The sequence below is a fragment of the Bacillus salipaludis genome, assembly GCF_004358205.1.
This window is the reverse complement of record NZ_SMYO01000006.1, coordinates 243,066-259,261: the sequence shown is the minus strand read 5'-3', so window position 1 is coordinate 259,261 and position 16,196 is coordinate 243,066. Positions and strand designations below refer to the sequence as shown.

The 16,196-nt window shown below is 40.0% G+C and carries 14 protein-coding genes; 2 read left to right on the top strand and 12 right to left on the bottom strand.

From position 1 onward, the window contains the following. Positions 1-43 precede the first annotated feature (43 nt). The 7 genes from hydA to E2K98_RS14370 form a co-directional block, all read right to left on the bottom strand. Positions 44-1,459, bottom strand: coding sequence for a dihydropyrimidinase (gene hydA / locus E2K98_RS14400; protein WP_133335207.1), 1,416 nt, complete (start codon positions 1,457-1,459; stop codon positions 44-46). A 13-nt stretch (positions 1,460-1,472) separates the two neighbouring features. After that, entirely contained in the window at positions 1,473-2,756 is a 1,284-nt protein-coding gene (gene preA / locus E2K98_RS14395) for an NAD-dependent dihydropyrimidine dehydrogenase subunit PreA (protein WP_133335205.1), read from the bottom strand. Positions 2,757-2,795: 39 nt separating this feature from the next. Then, positions 2,796-4,145 (bottom strand): NAD(P)-dependent oxidoreductase, encoded by a 1,350-nt coding sequence (locus tag E2K98_RS14390; RefSeq protein WP_133335581.1) that lies wholly within the window; start codon positions 4,143-4,145, stop codon positions 2,796-2,798. A gap of 758 nt (positions 4,146-4,903) precedes the next feature. Next, positions 4,904-7,147, bottom strand: a complete 2,244-nt coding sequence (locus tag E2K98_RS14385) for an AAA domain-containing protein (RefSeq protein ID WP_133335203.1) — start codon at positions 7,145-7,147, stop codon at positions 4,904-4,906. A 21-nt stretch (positions 7,148-7,168) separates the two neighbouring features. Continuing rightward, on the bottom strand, positions 7,169-7,708 hold the full coding sequence (locus E2K98_RS14380; protein ID WP_133335201.1) for a chromate transporter: 540 nt from the start codon (positions 7,706-7,708) through the stop codon (positions 7,169-7,171). Positions 7,709-7,719: 11 nt separating this feature from the next. After that, the gene (locus E2K98_RS14375) at positions 7,720-8,328 is read right to left on the bottom strand and encodes a chromate transporter (protein ID WP_133335199.1); all 609 of its coding nucleotides are present in this window, start codon (positions 8,326-8,328) and stop codon (positions 7,720-7,722) included. A gap of 144 nt (positions 8,329-8,472) precedes the next feature. After that, a complete protein-coding gene (locus tag E2K98_RS14370) occupies positions 8,473-8,985 on the bottom strand; it encodes a YbaK/EbsC family protein (RefSeq protein ID WP_133335197.1) in 513 nt (170 codons plus the stop codon). 267 nt (positions 8,986-9,252) lie between these two features. Between E2K98_RS14370 and E2K98_RS14365 the strand changes: the two genes are divergently transcribed. Next, positions 9,253-9,552, top strand: coding sequence for a hypothetical protein (locus E2K98_RS14365; RefSeq protein WP_133335195.1), 300 nt, complete (start codon positions 9,253-9,255; stop codon positions 9,550-9,552). A gap of 41 nt (positions 9,553-9,593) precedes the next feature. Here E2K98_RS14365 and E2K98_RS14360 read toward each other — a convergent pair whose 3' ends face one another. From E2K98_RS14360 to E2K98_RS14350, 3 genes are all read right to left on the bottom strand, one after another. Then, positions 9,594-10,361 (bottom strand): cobalamin-binding protein, encoded by a 768-nt coding sequence (locus tag E2K98_RS14360; RefSeq protein ID WP_133335193.1) that lies wholly within the window; start codon positions 10,359-10,361, stop codon positions 9,594-9,596. A 48-nt stretch (positions 10,362-10,409) separates the two neighbouring features. Further along, positions 10,410-10,865, bottom strand: coding sequence for a branched-chain amino acid aminotransferase (locus tag E2K98_RS14355; protein ID WP_133335191.1), 456 nt, complete (start codon positions 10,863-10,865; stop codon positions 10,410-10,412). 124 nt (positions 10,866-10,989) lie between these two features. After that, positions 10,990-12,516 (bottom strand): DHA2 family efflux MFS transporter permease subunit, encoded by a 1,527-nt coding sequence (locus E2K98_RS14350; protein ID WP_133335189.1) that lies wholly within the window; start codon positions 12,514-12,516, stop codon positions 10,990-10,992. A 336-nt stretch (positions 12,517-12,852) separates the two neighbouring features. Here E2K98_RS14350 and E2K98_RS14345 point away from each other — a divergent pair, with 336 nt between their 5' ends. Beyond that, positions 12,853-13,743 (top strand): TetR/AcrR family transcriptional regulator, encoded by an 891-nt coding sequence (locus E2K98_RS14345; protein WP_133335187.1) that lies wholly within the window; start codon positions 12,853-12,855, stop codon positions 13,741-13,743. A gap of 125 nt (positions 13,744-13,868) precedes the next feature. Here the strand turns inward: E2K98_RS14345 and E2K98_RS14340 are convergent, their stop codons facing one another. Then, the gene (locus tag E2K98_RS14340) at positions 13,869-14,351 is read right to left on the bottom strand and encodes a PaaI family thioesterase (protein ID WP_133335185.1); all 483 of its coding nucleotides are present in this window, start codon (positions 14,349-14,351) and stop codon (positions 13,869-13,871) included. A 133-nt stretch (positions 14,352-14,484) separates the two neighbouring features. Continuing rightward, positions 14,485-16,110 (bottom strand): ATP-binding protein, encoded by a 1,626-nt coding sequence (locus E2K98_RS14335; RefSeq protein ID WP_133335183.1) that lies wholly within the window; start codon positions 16,108-16,110, stop codon positions 14,485-14,487. Positions 16,111-16,196: the final 86 nt, after the last annotated feature.

Genomic DNA, 16,196 nt, shown 5'->3' with positions numbered 1-16,196 from the left:
AAAAATCTCTATATATAACAAATTACAGATTCGTAGAGTTATTTTAGTTAATTGGTAATGATTCACTTTGAATGACTGGAGTATTGTATTTTGCTCTCTTTAAAAATTGACCAGTTCCTGGTTTTGCAACTAACTGCTTATCCCGGACAACAAATTCACCACGTACCATAACTGAAACTGGTTCACCTATTACCTTCATGCCCTCAAAAGCATTATAATCAACAGCCAAATGATGGGATTCAGCTGAAATCACACGTTCAACATTTGGATCAAAGATGACGATATCAGCATCTGCCCCTACTGCGATGGTTCCTTTTTTCGGGAATAAACCAAATAGTTTAGCAGCCCTTGTTGAAGTAAGTTCAACAAATTGATTCAGACTGATTCTGCCTTTCTTTACTCCTTCAGAGAACAGGATGGAAAGACGATCTTCAACAATTGGCCCGCCGTTTGGAATTTTTGAGAAATCACCTCGGCCTAATTCCTTTTGCCCCTTGAAGTCAAAAGAACATTGATCAGAGCCAAGTGTCTGCAGCTCGCCATTCTTTAAAGCGTTCCACAACACATCCTGATTCCACTTTTCTCTAAGAGGCGGTGACCATACATATTTTGCTCCCTCAAAATTAGGTTTTTCCAAATAGCTTTGGTCGAGAACCAAATATTGCGGGCAAGTCTCTCCCCATACGTTAAAACCTTTTTTGCGGGCTTCAGCAATCTGCTCTACTGCATCCGCACAGGTGACATGGACCACATATAATTGCGAATTTGCCAGTCCGGTAAGCTTTGCTGCCCGGCCAGTTGCTTCTCCTTCTAATTCCTGTGGTCTCGTTAACGCATGGTAAATCGGATCGGTATTTCCATCTGCCAATGCCTTTTTGGTTAAATAATCAATGACATCCCCGTTCTCAGCGTGGACCATAACGAGCGCTCCATGTTCTTTTGCGAAAGCAAGCGTCCGGTATAAGGTTTCATCATCTGCCTGCAGGACATTTTTATAAGCCATGAAAACCTTAAAGGATGTAATCCCTTCTTCATTTATGACTTGCGGAAGCTGGGCAAGCACATCGTCATTAATTTCACCAATCATTAGGTGGAATCCATAATCGATGACTGCTTTTTCTCCTGACTTTTCGTGCCAGGTTTGAATGGCATTTTTTAATGGTATCCCTTTGTCTGTTAAGCAGAAATCAATGACGGTTGTTGTGCCGCCAAAAGCTGCACCAATCGTCCCTGTTTCAAAATCGTCCTTTGTAACGGTACCGCCAAAAGGCATATCAAAATGGGTATGCGGATCCACACCGCCTGGGAAGACATAGCAGCCCTTTGCATCAATGACCTCCGCACCAAGTGCTTCGAGGTTCGTCCCAATTTGAGCTACCTTTCCATCTTCAATTAAAATTTCCGCTTGATAGATATCGGAAGCAGTAACAACTGTTCCATTTTTTATTATTTTCTTCATGGGAATACCCCTCCTATTTTATATCTACTTTACATTCCGTTGCCGCATTGAGTGCTGCTTGGCGTTCATTCCATGTCATCGGAGGCAGCTCGCTTGGGATCTCAATCATATCAATGGCCCCGTCGACTGGGCAGACAATCGAACATAAATTACAGCCGACACAGTCCTCTTCACGCACTTTGAGATAGCCCTTTCCGTTTGCATCTGTCAGCATATCGATACATTGGTGAGACGTATCCTCACATGCAATATGGCATTTATTACAATTGATACAGACATCGGTATTAATTTTTGCCACAATATTATAATTAAGGTCTAAATTTCCCCAATCGGAATATTTAGGAACAGATTTCCCAACAATTTCAGAAACCGCAGAAATTCCTTTTTGGTCAAGATAATTGCTTAACCCTTCAATCATGTCCTCAACAATTCGGAAGCCGTGATGCATGGCAGCTGTACATACCTGAACGCCAGTTGCACCCATTAGTAAAAATTCAACAGCATCCTGCCAATTTGAAATTCCGCCAATTCCGGAGATTGGCACATTGATCCGTGGATGGCGGGCACATTCTGCCACCATGTTGAGGGCAATTGGTTTAACAGCCGGACCGCAATAGCCGCCGTGGGCACCCTTGCCAGCAACATGTGGAATCGTATTCCACGTGTCAAGATCAACGCCAGCTAAACTGTTGATCGTATTGATCATACTGATGGCATCTGCACCACCTTGCACAGCCGCTTCAGCCGTCGCCGTAATATCGGTAATATTCGGCGTTAATTTTACAATGACAGGTGTTTTCGCTACCTCTTTGACCCAAAAGGTTTGACGTTCAACTAGGGCCGGTACCTGCCCGGAAGCAGCTCCCATCCCCCGCTCCGCCATACCATGCGGACAGCCGAAGTTGAGCTCGAGACCGTCCACCCCGACATCCTCAACACGCTTGACGATTTCATGCCATTTTTCCTGTTTTGGCTCCACCATTAAGGATGCAATAATCGCATGGTTCGGGAAGCGTTTTTTCGTTTCATAGATTTCTTTTAAATTGACCTCCAATGGGCGGTCGGTAATCAATTCAATATTATTAAAGCCTGCTACTCTTTGCCCGTTAAAGCTGACAGCAGCAAACCGTGAGGAAACGTTCAAAATCGGGTCACCTAAGGTTTTCCAAACAGCTCCTCCCCATCCGGCTTCAAATGCGCGCTGTACCTGGTAGCCTGAATTCGTAGGAGGTGCCGAAGCAAGCCAGAACGGATTTGGAGACTTGATCCCCGCAAGATTAATTCGTAAATCTGCCATCCTTTTTACTCCCTTCTATTTCAAAATAATATCAATCTATTAAACGGTTCCTACTACATTTAATTGTTTGTGAATGGCGTGAGCAACCTGTTTGCCCTGCTTAGCCGCAGTAACGACCATCGCATCCCCTTTTCCTTTACCGAACACAATATCACCACAGGCAAAAATATTCGGTTCGGATGTTTGGAAAGTTTCCTGATTCACTTGAACGACCCCGCCTTTATGTTCCAGTCCGAGTGCCTCGATTAAGGATAAATGCCTTGTTTGTCCAATTGCTTTTACCACCGCATCAACCGGAAGGACAAATTCTGAGCCCTCGATTGGAACAGGGCTGCGTCGACCGTCTTTTTCTGGTTCACCAAGCTTCATTTTTATGCACTCAATACCAGTTACCTTGCCATTTTCACCAAGGATCCTCTTTGGTGCCGTTAACCAGCGGAACTCAACACCATCTTGTTTTGCAAATTCATATTCAAAGTCATAAGCGCTCATTTCCTCTTCCGTTCTCCGGTAAAGAATTTTGACGTTTTCGGCACCTAAACGAACAGAACAGGTTGCACCGTCAATTGCCGTATTCCCCGCCCCAATCACAACTACACGCTTTCCGATCAAGTCATTTACAAGCCGTCCGCCCTTTGTTGCCTTTACAAATTCGATTGCATCATGCACACCATCTAGTTCCTCTCCTTCAATACCAAGGTTCGGAACATGTGCCATCCCTGCTGCTAAAACAATCAGATCAAAGTTTTCCTTTAAATATTCAGGTGATACATCTCTGCCCACCATCGTATTCGTCTTGATTTTCACATTTAATTTTTCAACTTGATGGACTTCCCAGAAGGAAATCGATTGTGGTAAACGGAAGGAGACAATCCCAAAGGTATTCAATCCGCCCGCTTTTTCTGCAGCTTCGAAAATCGTTACATCATACCCAAACCGGGCAAGTTCCCTCGCAGCTGATAATCCCGCAGGACCGCCGCCGATAATGGCAACTGACTTTCCGTTAGACTCACCAGGCTGAAAGAGAGTTTGTTCATTTTGAATCGCCCAATCCGTTGCATATCTTTGCAGGTTTCCAATCATAATCGGCTTTGTAGAATGATTTAAGACACAAGCACCCTCACAAAGCTCCTCTGTAGGACATACTCTTGCACAGCTGGCGCCGACAGGGTTGGAAGACATAATCGTTTTCGCTGATCCAAGCAAATTTCCAGAGGCAATTTTTTTTATAAAGGTTGGGATATCAATTCCGGTTGGACAGGCCTTAATACAAGGGGCATCATAACAATAGAGACATCGATTTGCCTCTTCAATCGCCTCACGGTTCGTTAGGGCTGGTTCAACCTCTTGAAAGTTCTTTTCAAGATTAGTTAAGGAAATACGCTGCATGTTTTCACTTGCCAATGAGAAACCCTCCTTATATATGAATAGGATTCTAGTAAAAATGTAAGCGCTTTACAAAATAATGATTGGTTTACTAGATTTGAAAAGTTTAGCCTCCTTTTTTAAAAAATATTACAGAAAATTCTGCATCTCATTCTATTTTACAGACACTAGAAAGGCATTTCATTACACAATCTGTAAAATAATGTAAGCCTTTTATTAGCCAATATGTAAAATGAATTTTCTGACTCAATTGAATGAAAAAATAGTAAATGATGTTAAATGTGTAGGGTTAGAATTGAAAAACAGAATTTGTGAGGGTATCAATCTTGTACCTTTTATGGATACTTTATCAATTTATCATAATGAAATTAAAAAATTTGTAAAAATACCACGAATACTTTTATAAATGTCTACTTTTGGGCAATAAATCTTTCGACACTATCTAAAATATATAAAAAGCGCTCTTTTCATTTAGGCTTGGGTTAAACCTAGTTGTTGATTTCCGCTCCAGGCGCGTGCGGTTCGTGGGCGGTCCGGGGAGCCTCCTCGTCGCTACGCTTCTGCGGGGTCTTCCCCTGCCCCGTACTCCCACAGGACATTGAATTGCATCCTCGAATCCGCCCACGCACGAAGAAAATGCGTTAGCATTTTCGAGGAGTCTTCACGCCTTCCGCTCCAATCAACGTTGTTCAAAAATCAACATTGTCCTTTAACACAGCTTTCACTTAAGAGCACTTTCTTAAAAAACTTTTTTATTTCTACTAATGTATTTGAAATTGATCTAGTAAATAATTTACTAATTTGTCGGAATCAACTCTTGCAGCAACAAAAGGCGGTCGAGCCTCAATTGCTCCTTCAAATGGTACTCCTAGCCATAAAATACGTTCGTCCAAAATCACAAACGGGAAGGTTGGACGGTTCGAAATCCATTCATTTGGCTGAAGGTTTGTCCATTGCCTGGAAGAAAGAATCGTCAATTGCACATGTTTATTGCGGTTCATTAATTTTTTCTGCCAATGTTCAGGAAGAACGGTATGATCCGGTAGCGATAATACAATCGAGCTTTTTGTTCTATCAAGATCCCGGAAAATCTTCTCCAGTTTTAATGCATGTACCCACTGCAATCGGGGAAGCTGATGTTGAATCCAATTCCCAATTTCTTTTTGCGTCACCGTTTGATTTTGTTTCCTCTGATAGTCGACAAGCTGCCTTAAGGTTTTTCCCTGATAAACATGTTGGCAGATAAAGGTCTGATTACTGACATGGATGAATTTCCCTTTTGTCCTTGTAATCGCAACATTGATGAGGCGTTCACTATCCTTGCCAGTTAACAGCATTCCAGCCCGCTCCAGAGGCCAGCCGTCAACAGTGTCAAACACCATTACATCCCGCTCGCTTCCTTGAAACCGATGGACGGTAGCAGCGATTATATCAGCAGCCATCCGTTCATTTTGAAACAAATCATTCAGTAAAAGTTCCATTAAATTTGCCTGAGCACGATAAGGAGTCACATAACCAATTGATTTTGTCCCAGCTAAATAGGATTCGTGAATCAATTGGAAGGAGAGCAAAAGCTGCCAAACATTCATGCGCGAATTGGAGGTCCGCTCCGTCATACAATAGGCTCCCGTATAACTTGTGTCTAACAGGATAGATGCTTTTTTCGGGAACGGTGCTTTTTCAACGATTTGGTTACGGCTGTCCTGAACGCTCATATGGTCCCCAACCAGCGACTGATAAATATAGCAATTTGTGAACGCAGAAATTTCCGGATGCATTCTTCTTTGTTCCTTTAATAAAAATAAATGAGGGTGGAGTTCCCCTTTATTCACCCAATCCACAACACCGGCGCGGTGAAACACATCCTCCCTCAGCCATTTTGCCACTAACGCATCACGGCTTGAAGCAATCGGCGGCAATTGTTTAAAATCCCCGCAAATTATGACTCGTTTACCGAGGGTTGCAGCAAAAGCAGCTTGTGGAACATATGCCATACTTGCCTCGTCCAAAATGACCACATCAAAATCCTTTTCATAAATTGAAGCATCACTAGCGGCTTTCGCAAGTGTTGTGCCGACAATCAGTGCATCCTTGACAAACTGCAATTCTTTTTGGCGAATCTTCTCTAAAACCTTGGCAATCTTGGTTTCAAGCTCTAAAAGCTGATTGGAATCCCTTTTGCTAAAGGATCGAGCTAAATCTTGTTTCAACATCCTTCGTTCTTCCAATAAGATGTTTTTATTTTCGGCAAGTCCCGGATCCTGCTTTTCAATTAACTGGCTGGTGGTCAGTGCTTCTCCACTAGGCAGACCTTCACCGGAATGAAATCCGTAACGAAGGACCTCTCCCTCCTGAAAACGCTGCTTTTTGTTGATAAAATGAGAAATTTCACTAATTAATACATTTACAGCTTGATTGCTATGAGAAAGGATCAGGACTCTTTTTTTCTGAAAATATTTATTTGCTGCCACCCTAGCAAGCGTGTAGGTTTTCCCTGTTCCAGGCGGTCCCCAGACAAATGTGACAGGATTGTATTTTGACCGTAATACCAATTCGTGGATATTGCTTTTAATTTTATCGAGAGGATGCTTGGCAGGCATGGAAGGGTCCATTAACCTCCTTACTCTAAGTCGTTTTTGCTTGCTTTTTTTTATCTCATCTAAGCGTTGAATAAGATGTTCCAATAATTCCCACGGATCATGAAATAAAAAAGCCTCCGGAATCAAATCTCCCCATGATTGCTCTAAGGCGATGATGATTCCTCTGCCCTCTGATGATAAAATCCGCCCGTTTTGTTTTAGACCGCCCCACTCGAGTCTTATCGTAGACCCGACCGGAATTTTTAAAGGGGCTGCGGTATCAAAATAATAGGTAAACGAATGGTCATTTGTTAAAAAACGACCATTTGAAACAATATGCTTATTACTGCCAAATTTTTTTAAATAATTGATTTCATTCTGCAGTGCGTGCTGCCATTCTTTTATTAATGTAATGATTGAATTCATTAAATCCTTCCTTATAAAATATTATCTAAATACGAACACTCCGAGGATACCTGACATGATAATCACGATCGTCGGATGGAGTTTTAAAGATAGGAGAGAACAAAAGGATACCGCAAAAATGATGAACATCCCCACCATCTTTGTTGAAAAATCAAAGGCAACAACCCCATTTGACAGCGCAAAATTGATGGCTGCATAGATAATCAAACTAGTAACAATCGGACGCAGTCCATAAAAGGCTGAAGTAATAAGTTGATGATCTTTCACTTTTTCATAATTTTTAGCCATCACGAGAATGAAAATTAGCGAAGGTAGGGTAATCGCCAGAGAAGAAATCAGCGCACCGTAAATCCCTCCTATATGATACCCTACGGTAGTCGCACTATTTGAGGCAATAGAACCGGGAGCCACACCGGATAAACCAACAAAATCGGTAAATTCAGAGGTAGTCAGCCAGTTACGCTGTGTCACTTCCCGTTCGATAAGGGGGATCATCGCATATCCGCCCCCAAAAGAAACGGCACCGATCAAGAAAAATAATAAAAATAATTGCAGTAACACACCTTTCCCTCCTACCCTGCTCTTTTACCCTTTTGAGGTTCCTGTATTTTTTCTAATCGAACCGCGATTCCTAACCATTTTTTCACTTTGACGATCATAATTCCGAATAATGCTCCTAAAAAAATCGCGATAATGGGGTGTAAATGAAAAACAAGCATCATCACAACCATGCCTGCACAGAGGATAAAGGTTGATTTATCCAATAAAGCTGTTTTTGATATTTCGATAGCCGCATAAAGGATTAAAGCAACCACAGCAGCACGAATCCCAAGGAAAGCTGACTCAAAATATGAATTATCCTTAAATAGAATAAAAAATATGCTGAGAAAACATACAATTATAACGGTTGGAAATAGAACACCTGCCAAAGCTGCAATGGCGCCCAAAACACCTCCAAACCGATAAGCAATAAAAGTGGCACAATTCACAGCAATCGCCCCCGGCGCTGTCCCGGATAAGGCAAATATATCGGAAACATCTTTCATGTTCAGCCATTGTTTTTTATGAACAAATTGCCGTTCAATTAATGGGATCATCGCATAACCACCGCCAAACGTTACAGGGGCGATTTTAAAAAAGATCCAAAATAATACAATTAATAATTTTAACTTTGATTTCATCACAAGCCAACTTTCTCGAATAAGCATTGAGATTACCTTTCTATTATAGTACAAAAATAATAGATTCCCTTTGTTATCAGAAGATTTACAAAATCCGCATAAAAATAAGCAGTCGTTTGAAAAACGACTGCTTATTTTTACTGCTTATTTATGATGTTGAATAACTTTTTCTTCGAGTTCTGCTCCCTGCCATCCTTTACAAACGTCTACCCAGTCCTTCGCAAAGGAATATTGGGATAATTCTTCGAGGGTCAATTCGATTGCAGAGTTGGTACTGCCGCAAGCCGGAAACAAGGTATCAAACCGTTTCATAGAAACATCCAGGAACACATCCAAATCCTTTGCTAATCCAAAAGGGCATACCCCGCCAATCGCATGTCCCGTTTGTTCAAGCACTTCGTCGGGATTTAACATCCGTGCTTTGAAGCCAAATGTTTGGCGAAATTTTTTATTATCAATTTTTGCGTCTCCTGCGGCGACGATTAAAATAGCTTTTCCCTCTTCACCCCTAAAGGATAATGACTTCGCAATTCGAGCGGGAATTACACCAATGGCTTCTGCGGCCAATTCTACTGTTGCGCTAGAGGTTTCGAATTCCATAATATCTTGCTCGCGATTCCATTGTTTAAAATGAGTCTTCACACTTTCTAATGACAATTTATTTCATCCTTTCCCTATCACTTTTATGTAGAATAATATCACAATTTAAAAAATAAACATAAAAAGAGGCACATAGGTGATTTAAACCCATGTGCTTTTTCGTTATTAATCAATGTCATTACTTTTTACTTTCAATTTTGAATCGCCATCCATTTTCCTTTTGAATATAAATAAGAGTGGACAGTAATTTTTTCAATTTTCCTTGGACATACTTATGAAGTATCTTTGTGAGAAAATACGAAATTTATGACAAGGAGGTCTAACATGACTTACGAAAATCAATTCAGTAATTTTATAAATGAGCTTTCTTTACAAACGAAAATGGAAAATGTTTGGCTTAATACATGCGGTTCATGGCAAAACTGTACCGAAACAACCATTCAATCGTTTTTATCCCAATGCCTAGAATACAATATCGATCCACAGTTCTGCATGAGCTGGGTTGAACAGCATAGTAATGAAATCCCAAATTGGGCGGCTGTTTCCGAGATGTCTCTTGGCTGGGTAAACCAACATACCTCTTCGGGGTCTCCTTTTGCTATACAGGATGAAGACCTAAGTTAAGAAAAAAGTCTTTGCGATTTTATTTTCGCAAAGACATTTTATTATGGATGAATGATTTTATAAAGTTTTTCAAGGCCCTCCACTAATCGAGGTGATGGTCGGCAGTACAATTCTTCTTCCAAAATCAGAATTTGGCTTTCATTCTTATAATCTAGCTTTTCAAAGCTTGGACGCTTCGTAACCACATTTTTTTGAACCTTCGCTTTTTGAACGCCGACCCAAGCTAGACAAATAAAATCAGGCTTTCGAGATAAAACATCCTCCCAATCAGTCTGAATGCTAGCAAGTTCAACATCTGCAAAAATGTTTCTTCCTCCCGCTATTTCTGAAATCTCGGTCAGCCAATTGATTTTTCCCGGGGTAAAAATCGGTTTCGGCCACCATTCCCAATAAAGCGCTGGCCGATCTTGAATCGTCTTCCCCCTTTCTTTTACCTTTTCTATTCTGGACCGAAATTCCTTAGCTGCCTCGATTCCGCGTTCTCGATTTTGCAGAACCTCTGCCGTTTTGATCAAATCTTCTTCAATGTCAGATAGGGACTGCGGATTTAACACAAGATGGGGGATTCCTCTTTCAACAAGTGCTTCCACGTTTTTTTCCATCCCAGGCACACTTAAAGAAGCTAAAACCATATCTGGTTTCAACTCTTCGACCAAATCCATGTTAATCGATAAATCCGGACCTAATCTTGGAAGATTTGCAACCTGAGCCGGCCAATCAGAAAAATCATCAACTCCCACCAGAAGATGTGTTAATCCTAGAAATTCCATCAATTCTGTGTTACTGGGGCATATAGATATAACTCGCACGGTCTCACCTCTCAATGTTTCTATAAATTTAAGATCAAAATCAGACGCTTACTTGATTTTTTCAACCAATTTTACTAAAAATTGATGAATAAGCTCAAAAGCTTCTCCAATGGATAAATCTTCTCTAAATCCCTCTACATAATTCAAAGCAAAATTTAAATCCCACAGCCCGTCCTCATTGCTGAACAATAAATCAAATTTAGCCTCACTGCCTTTTAAATTTTGATTTAGTTCCTCTTTTAACACATTACCGAATTTCTTTTGAAACCTAAGGCCTAACATTACATCATATGTACCAAAAACATCATCTACTTCTAAAGAAACAGCATCGACATGAATAGCATCAAATTGTTTAGACTCTAAGAATAAAAATTCCTTCTTATGTTTTTTTAAGTAATCAAGGGGCTGGGTTAGAAACGAAAATGTTTCTTTAGCAATCAGTTCTTCTGTTTCCTTATCACAGCGTTCAATATAAGCATCTTCTAAAAGTTGTTGATTTGCCATCGTATTCCTCCTAATTCTATTAACTGTACTATATTATCCCAATAATCATCGTTTGATAGCAACTTTTAAAATAACAAAACAGGGAACAACGATTTAATCTCGCTATCCCCTGTTTTCCTTCTCATTAATTTTCAGCTAATTTCGTAACAACCTTTTTATCTGCTGTTCCCCCATGCGGGTTACCTGCTGGTTTAACCCTTTTAATAAAGAAAGCAAGAATTAGCGCAATACTAGCAATTCCAACCGACACTAAGAAAGAATCATTAATTCCTTCAAGCATCGCTTTCATAGCAATTTGCTGTTTCATTTCAGCCATTGCCTCAGGAGTTGGTTTACCAGTCAAATGCTTCATCGCTGAAGCTGCTAAGTCAGTTGCATGCGTTTTTGTACGATTAGACATGATGGTAACCAATAATGCCGAGCCAATTGCACCTGAAACTTGCTGCAGAGTACTGTTCATTGCTGTTCCATGCGGATATTGATGGGCAGGCAATTGGTTTAATCCATTTGTCATAACCGGCATCATCACCATCGACATTCCAAACATCCTTGCTGAGTAAATTAGGATTAACTCAGTGTAAGTAGTATGAAGTGTTAAAGTGCTTAAGAAGTAACTTGTGATAATCGTAATCGATAAACCAATAATAGCTAATAAACGGCCGCCATATTTATCAAATAATTTACCGGTAATCGGTGACATAATCCCCATTAAAATTGAACCAGGCAGCATGAGTAATCCAGACTTGATTGGCGAAATACCGCGGATCGATTGAACATAGATTGGTAAAAGCAACATCGCAGAAAACATTGCCATCGTAATGACAATCGATATCGCCGATGATAATGTGAACATTGGATACTTGTAAATTCGGAAATTAAGCATCGGTACTTCAAGCTTTAATTGACGCCAAATGAATAAGACTAATGCTATTGCCCCTACGATAATCGTAATATAAACTTGCTGACTGTCCCAGCCTTTATTCCCTGCGGAACTAAGACCATACAATAAACCGCCAAAACCAATACTTGATAATAAAAAGGATAGAAAATCAAGACGGATTTCCACATCTTTCTTTTTATCTTTTAGTAAAAAGATTGCAATCACAAGAACAATTGCTGCAATCGGTGTAACAAAATGGAAGAGCATTCTCCAGTCAAAGTGTTCAATTAACCAGCCTGATAAGGTAGGGCCAACTGCAGGAGCGAAAATAAAGACTAAGCCGAAAAGCCCCATCGCAGCCCCTCTTTTTTCAGGAGGAAAGCTTGTTAGCATGACATTCATTAATAAAGGCATCATGATCGCAGATCCAGAGGCTTGAATCATCCTTGCCACGAGTAAAACAGGAAAGGAAGTTGCAAAACCAGCAAGAATGGTACCAATTAAAAATAAACTCATGGCTCTTAAAAATAAACGTCTTGCTGTATACTTTTGGATTAAAAAGGCTGTAGCGGGAATCATGACTCCATTTACAAGCATATATCCAGTTGAAAGCCATTGAACAGTTGATGCAGTAACCTCAAGGTCTTTCATTATGGATGGTAAAGCTACATTTAATAATGTTTCGTTTAGCATGGAAATAAAAGCGCCAATCATCAGGATTGCCAGAATCCCCCATGGTGGACGATCTATCGGTTTAACAGAATTCTCCATTGTATTACCCCCTATAAACTAACAGTTCATTTTTTTGTACTGCTATTTCACATAGACAATATCATATACCAGCAGTTCAATTTTTGCAACAAGAAAATTGAACTTTTTATAAGGTTTGTTTTAATAAAGGAAATCATGTACTATAGAATTATACAAGGGGTACAAGGTTCAACTAACAATCAGTGGGGGAGTTTTCCATCCCCTACTGATTGTTAGTTGAACCAATTGGCCTTTTACGGGCAGTTACCTTCACCTAAGCATCTTCAATTTTTAAATTATCGAAGAATGGTCCTACTGCCCGTTAAAGCGGGATAAATCGAATTTAAGGTGATATAGATGAAAGATCGAAAGCAGCACGTGATTGAAAAAGCACATGAATTATTTATTGAGAAGGGATTCCAAGCAACATCTATTCAGGATATTTTGGATTTTAGCGGAATTTCGAAAGGAACCTTCTATAATTATTTTTCTTCGAAAAACGAATTATTAATAGCCATTTTTAAATCCATCTTTAAAAACATGGACAGGGAGCGGAATGAGTTACTAATCGGACAAGACCCAGCTGATATTGAAATTTTTATTAAACAAATGGAAATACAAATGCGGTCGAATAAAAAGAATCGACTTTTCACTCTTTTTGAGGAAGTATTATTCTCGAATGATGCGGAAATGAAGGAATTTCTCAAAAGAGGACAATTTTTCATGCTCCGCTGGCTCTATAACCGATTTATTGACTTATTTGGTGAGGATAAAAAAGCTTATTTAATGGATTGTGCCATCATGTTTATGGGGATTCTACAGCAAAATATCCACTTCGACCACCTTGCTAATGGTGCGAATACCAATATCAGCCGGGTTGTCCGATATAGTGTTGAGCGGATGGTAGGCATAGTTGGTGAGGTCGTGGAAGCTGGAGATTACTTAATTAGTCCGGAGCTTTTGGCAAAATGGATTCCGGAATGTAAAAATAATGGACAGGAATTAAAAGGCCAACTGCTTCAATTAAGTTCTTCTTTAAAGAAAATGATTACGAAAAACTGCCCAATTGAAGGGGACCAAGAAAGATATCTTGAATTATTAGACTTTATTCTAGATGAACTCATGCAAATAAGAGCTCCACGCAAACATTTAATTGAGAGTACCCTCTCAACTCTAAAAACAGAAAAATCACCCTTTGCTGAAAAAGAACTTCAGCAACTGGAGAAGCTTATTGCCCATTTTGGGTGACGGTATAAGTGACAGGCACTGCCCGTGGACTTTTCGCTTCTTATGTCCATATGGGGTGGACTTTTCAGCCAATAAGAAAGCAGTGAATTTCAGCTTAATTGAAGTTCACTGCTTTTTTAATGAAACTATTTGGTTATAAACGTTCTTGGCATAACAACTGCAACAACTTCACCGCGGGCACAAAGTTCATCATTTGCAAAGACCTCTACATCCACTTTCCACTTTTTCGGATGAATTTCAGTAATTGTTCCGACTGCTTTTAACGGGACACCATGCGGAGTTGGTTGTATGAAATCCACCTTTAAGGAAGCGGTTACAAATCGAGGCGGTTCTACCCCGTCTCCAGCCTCATGACCATTTTTTCGATGTAGTGCTAGTGCCGCTGAACCTGTTCCATGGCAATCAATCAAAGAGGCAGTAATCCCTCCATAAACAAATCCTGGCAGTGCCAAATGGGCTGCTTCAGGTGTATAAATCGTTACCGTCTGGTCTCCCTGCCAGCCGGTGCGAAAATGGTGACCCTCCTCATTTAAACGGCCACACCCATAACACCAGGCAAAATCATCCGGATATTCATCTTGAATCGCTTTGATCACCTTTTCTACCACACTCTCTCCTCCTTTTTTCAGAAAATTATACCATATTTTGGGCAAAAATAGAGCCAGGAGGATTCCTGGCTTTTATATAAACTATTTTGGTTGTACTTACAATTTATGAGATATACTTCCTTGTTTTGTTTCATTAGCTAGCTACAGGTAGAGTGATTTCGACCAGTGTACCTTCTCCAATTTTACTTTGATAATGTATTCTGCCATGATGCTGCTTAATGAGTTTGTGACAGATCATTAATCCAAGTCCAGTCCCTTTTTCCTTTAATGTGTAAAAAGGCTCACCTAAGCGCGGCAGCAGTTCTTCAGGAATCCCACAGCCCTCGTCGCGAACGGAAATAATCACCGTTCCGTCGATGCCATTTCTTAAGTGGACATGGATTTCCCCGCCTTCCGGCATCGCTTCAAAGGCATTTTTTAAGAGATTTAAAAATACCTGTTTTAATTGATTTCGCTCACAAATAATCAGAAAATCTGGATTTTCGAACGTTAATTTAAATTGAATATTATTCATTAACGCCTGCGGTGCCAAAAGCTCAAGAATACTTTCAACCAAGTCCCGTAAATCCGTTTTCTTAAGCTGGATGGCCTGCGGTTTCCCCAATGAAAGCAGTTCGCTTGTTATCGTTTCAATCCGCTCTAATTCACTGAGAAGCAGTTCATTAAATTCAATTGGACCCTTTTCCTTTTTATATAACTGTATAAAGCCTTTAATTGTTGTTAAAGGATTTCGGATTTCGTGTGCCACTCCGGCCGCTAACTCCCCTACAATGGAAAGTTTTTCAGATTGAAGAAGAATTTCTTCGGCTTTTTTACGTTCAGATATATCCCTGCTGATAATCACAATATGTTCAACAGAATTGTTTTCACATTCAACCGGCATACATCGAGATTCAAACTCAATCCAATTACCGTCTTTATGATGAAAGCGGAACTCCAACGAAACGGACGCTTTATTTTCAAACATCCACTCAATCGTATCTCTAAACATTCCAACATCATCAGGGTGAATGAACTTACATAATTCAAATTTTTCCAACTTGACTCCACTATATCCCAAAACAAGTTCATGGGAAGGTGAAAAATATTGAACAGAATGGTCGCGTTTCATTACCATAATGAGATCAGAAGTATTTTCTGCAATTAAACGATAATTAGATTCACTCTCTGCTAAAGATTTCTCCATTTGCTTTTTTTCGATAATAATCCGATGGAGCCGCTCATATGACTCAATCAATAATGCTCCAAGAATGACCCCCAATAAGACAAAAAGCATGTATTGGAAGTGAAAAAGAGGTTCATGTCTTAAAACATTAAAGATAATCGGCACAGTGACGATATAAATGACCACATAGGAAACATATAGATAGAGGCATTTTTTTACAGGCAGGTGACGCTTTGTCAAAATATGAATGATGATAAAGCTTATCATAATTAAGATCCAGCCAATAATGGCCGGTGTCCAGTGCCCACTCGAAAACAATCTAGCAAACAGGGCGAATCCGCCGGTGATGGTGCCAGCTATTGGTCCAAGATAGGCAAATACCAAAATAACCGGGGCATACCGAATATCATAGGAATAACCTTGCTGATGGATAGATAATGCTACTAATAGAATGGAAACGACCCCTGCATAGACCCCCACCCAAATTCTTAACTGTTTTAGGGACCGATGACTACTAAATGAACGAATGACCAAAGGTGTACTGACCATGAGTGAAAAAATAGAGAGATTTACAATGTAGTCTAATAGAATCAAATGTATTCACCCAAACTTAATATATTCTTCTTTAATCATAAACTAGAGCCAATACCATTTCCATACTAAAAAAATACTTTTATGCA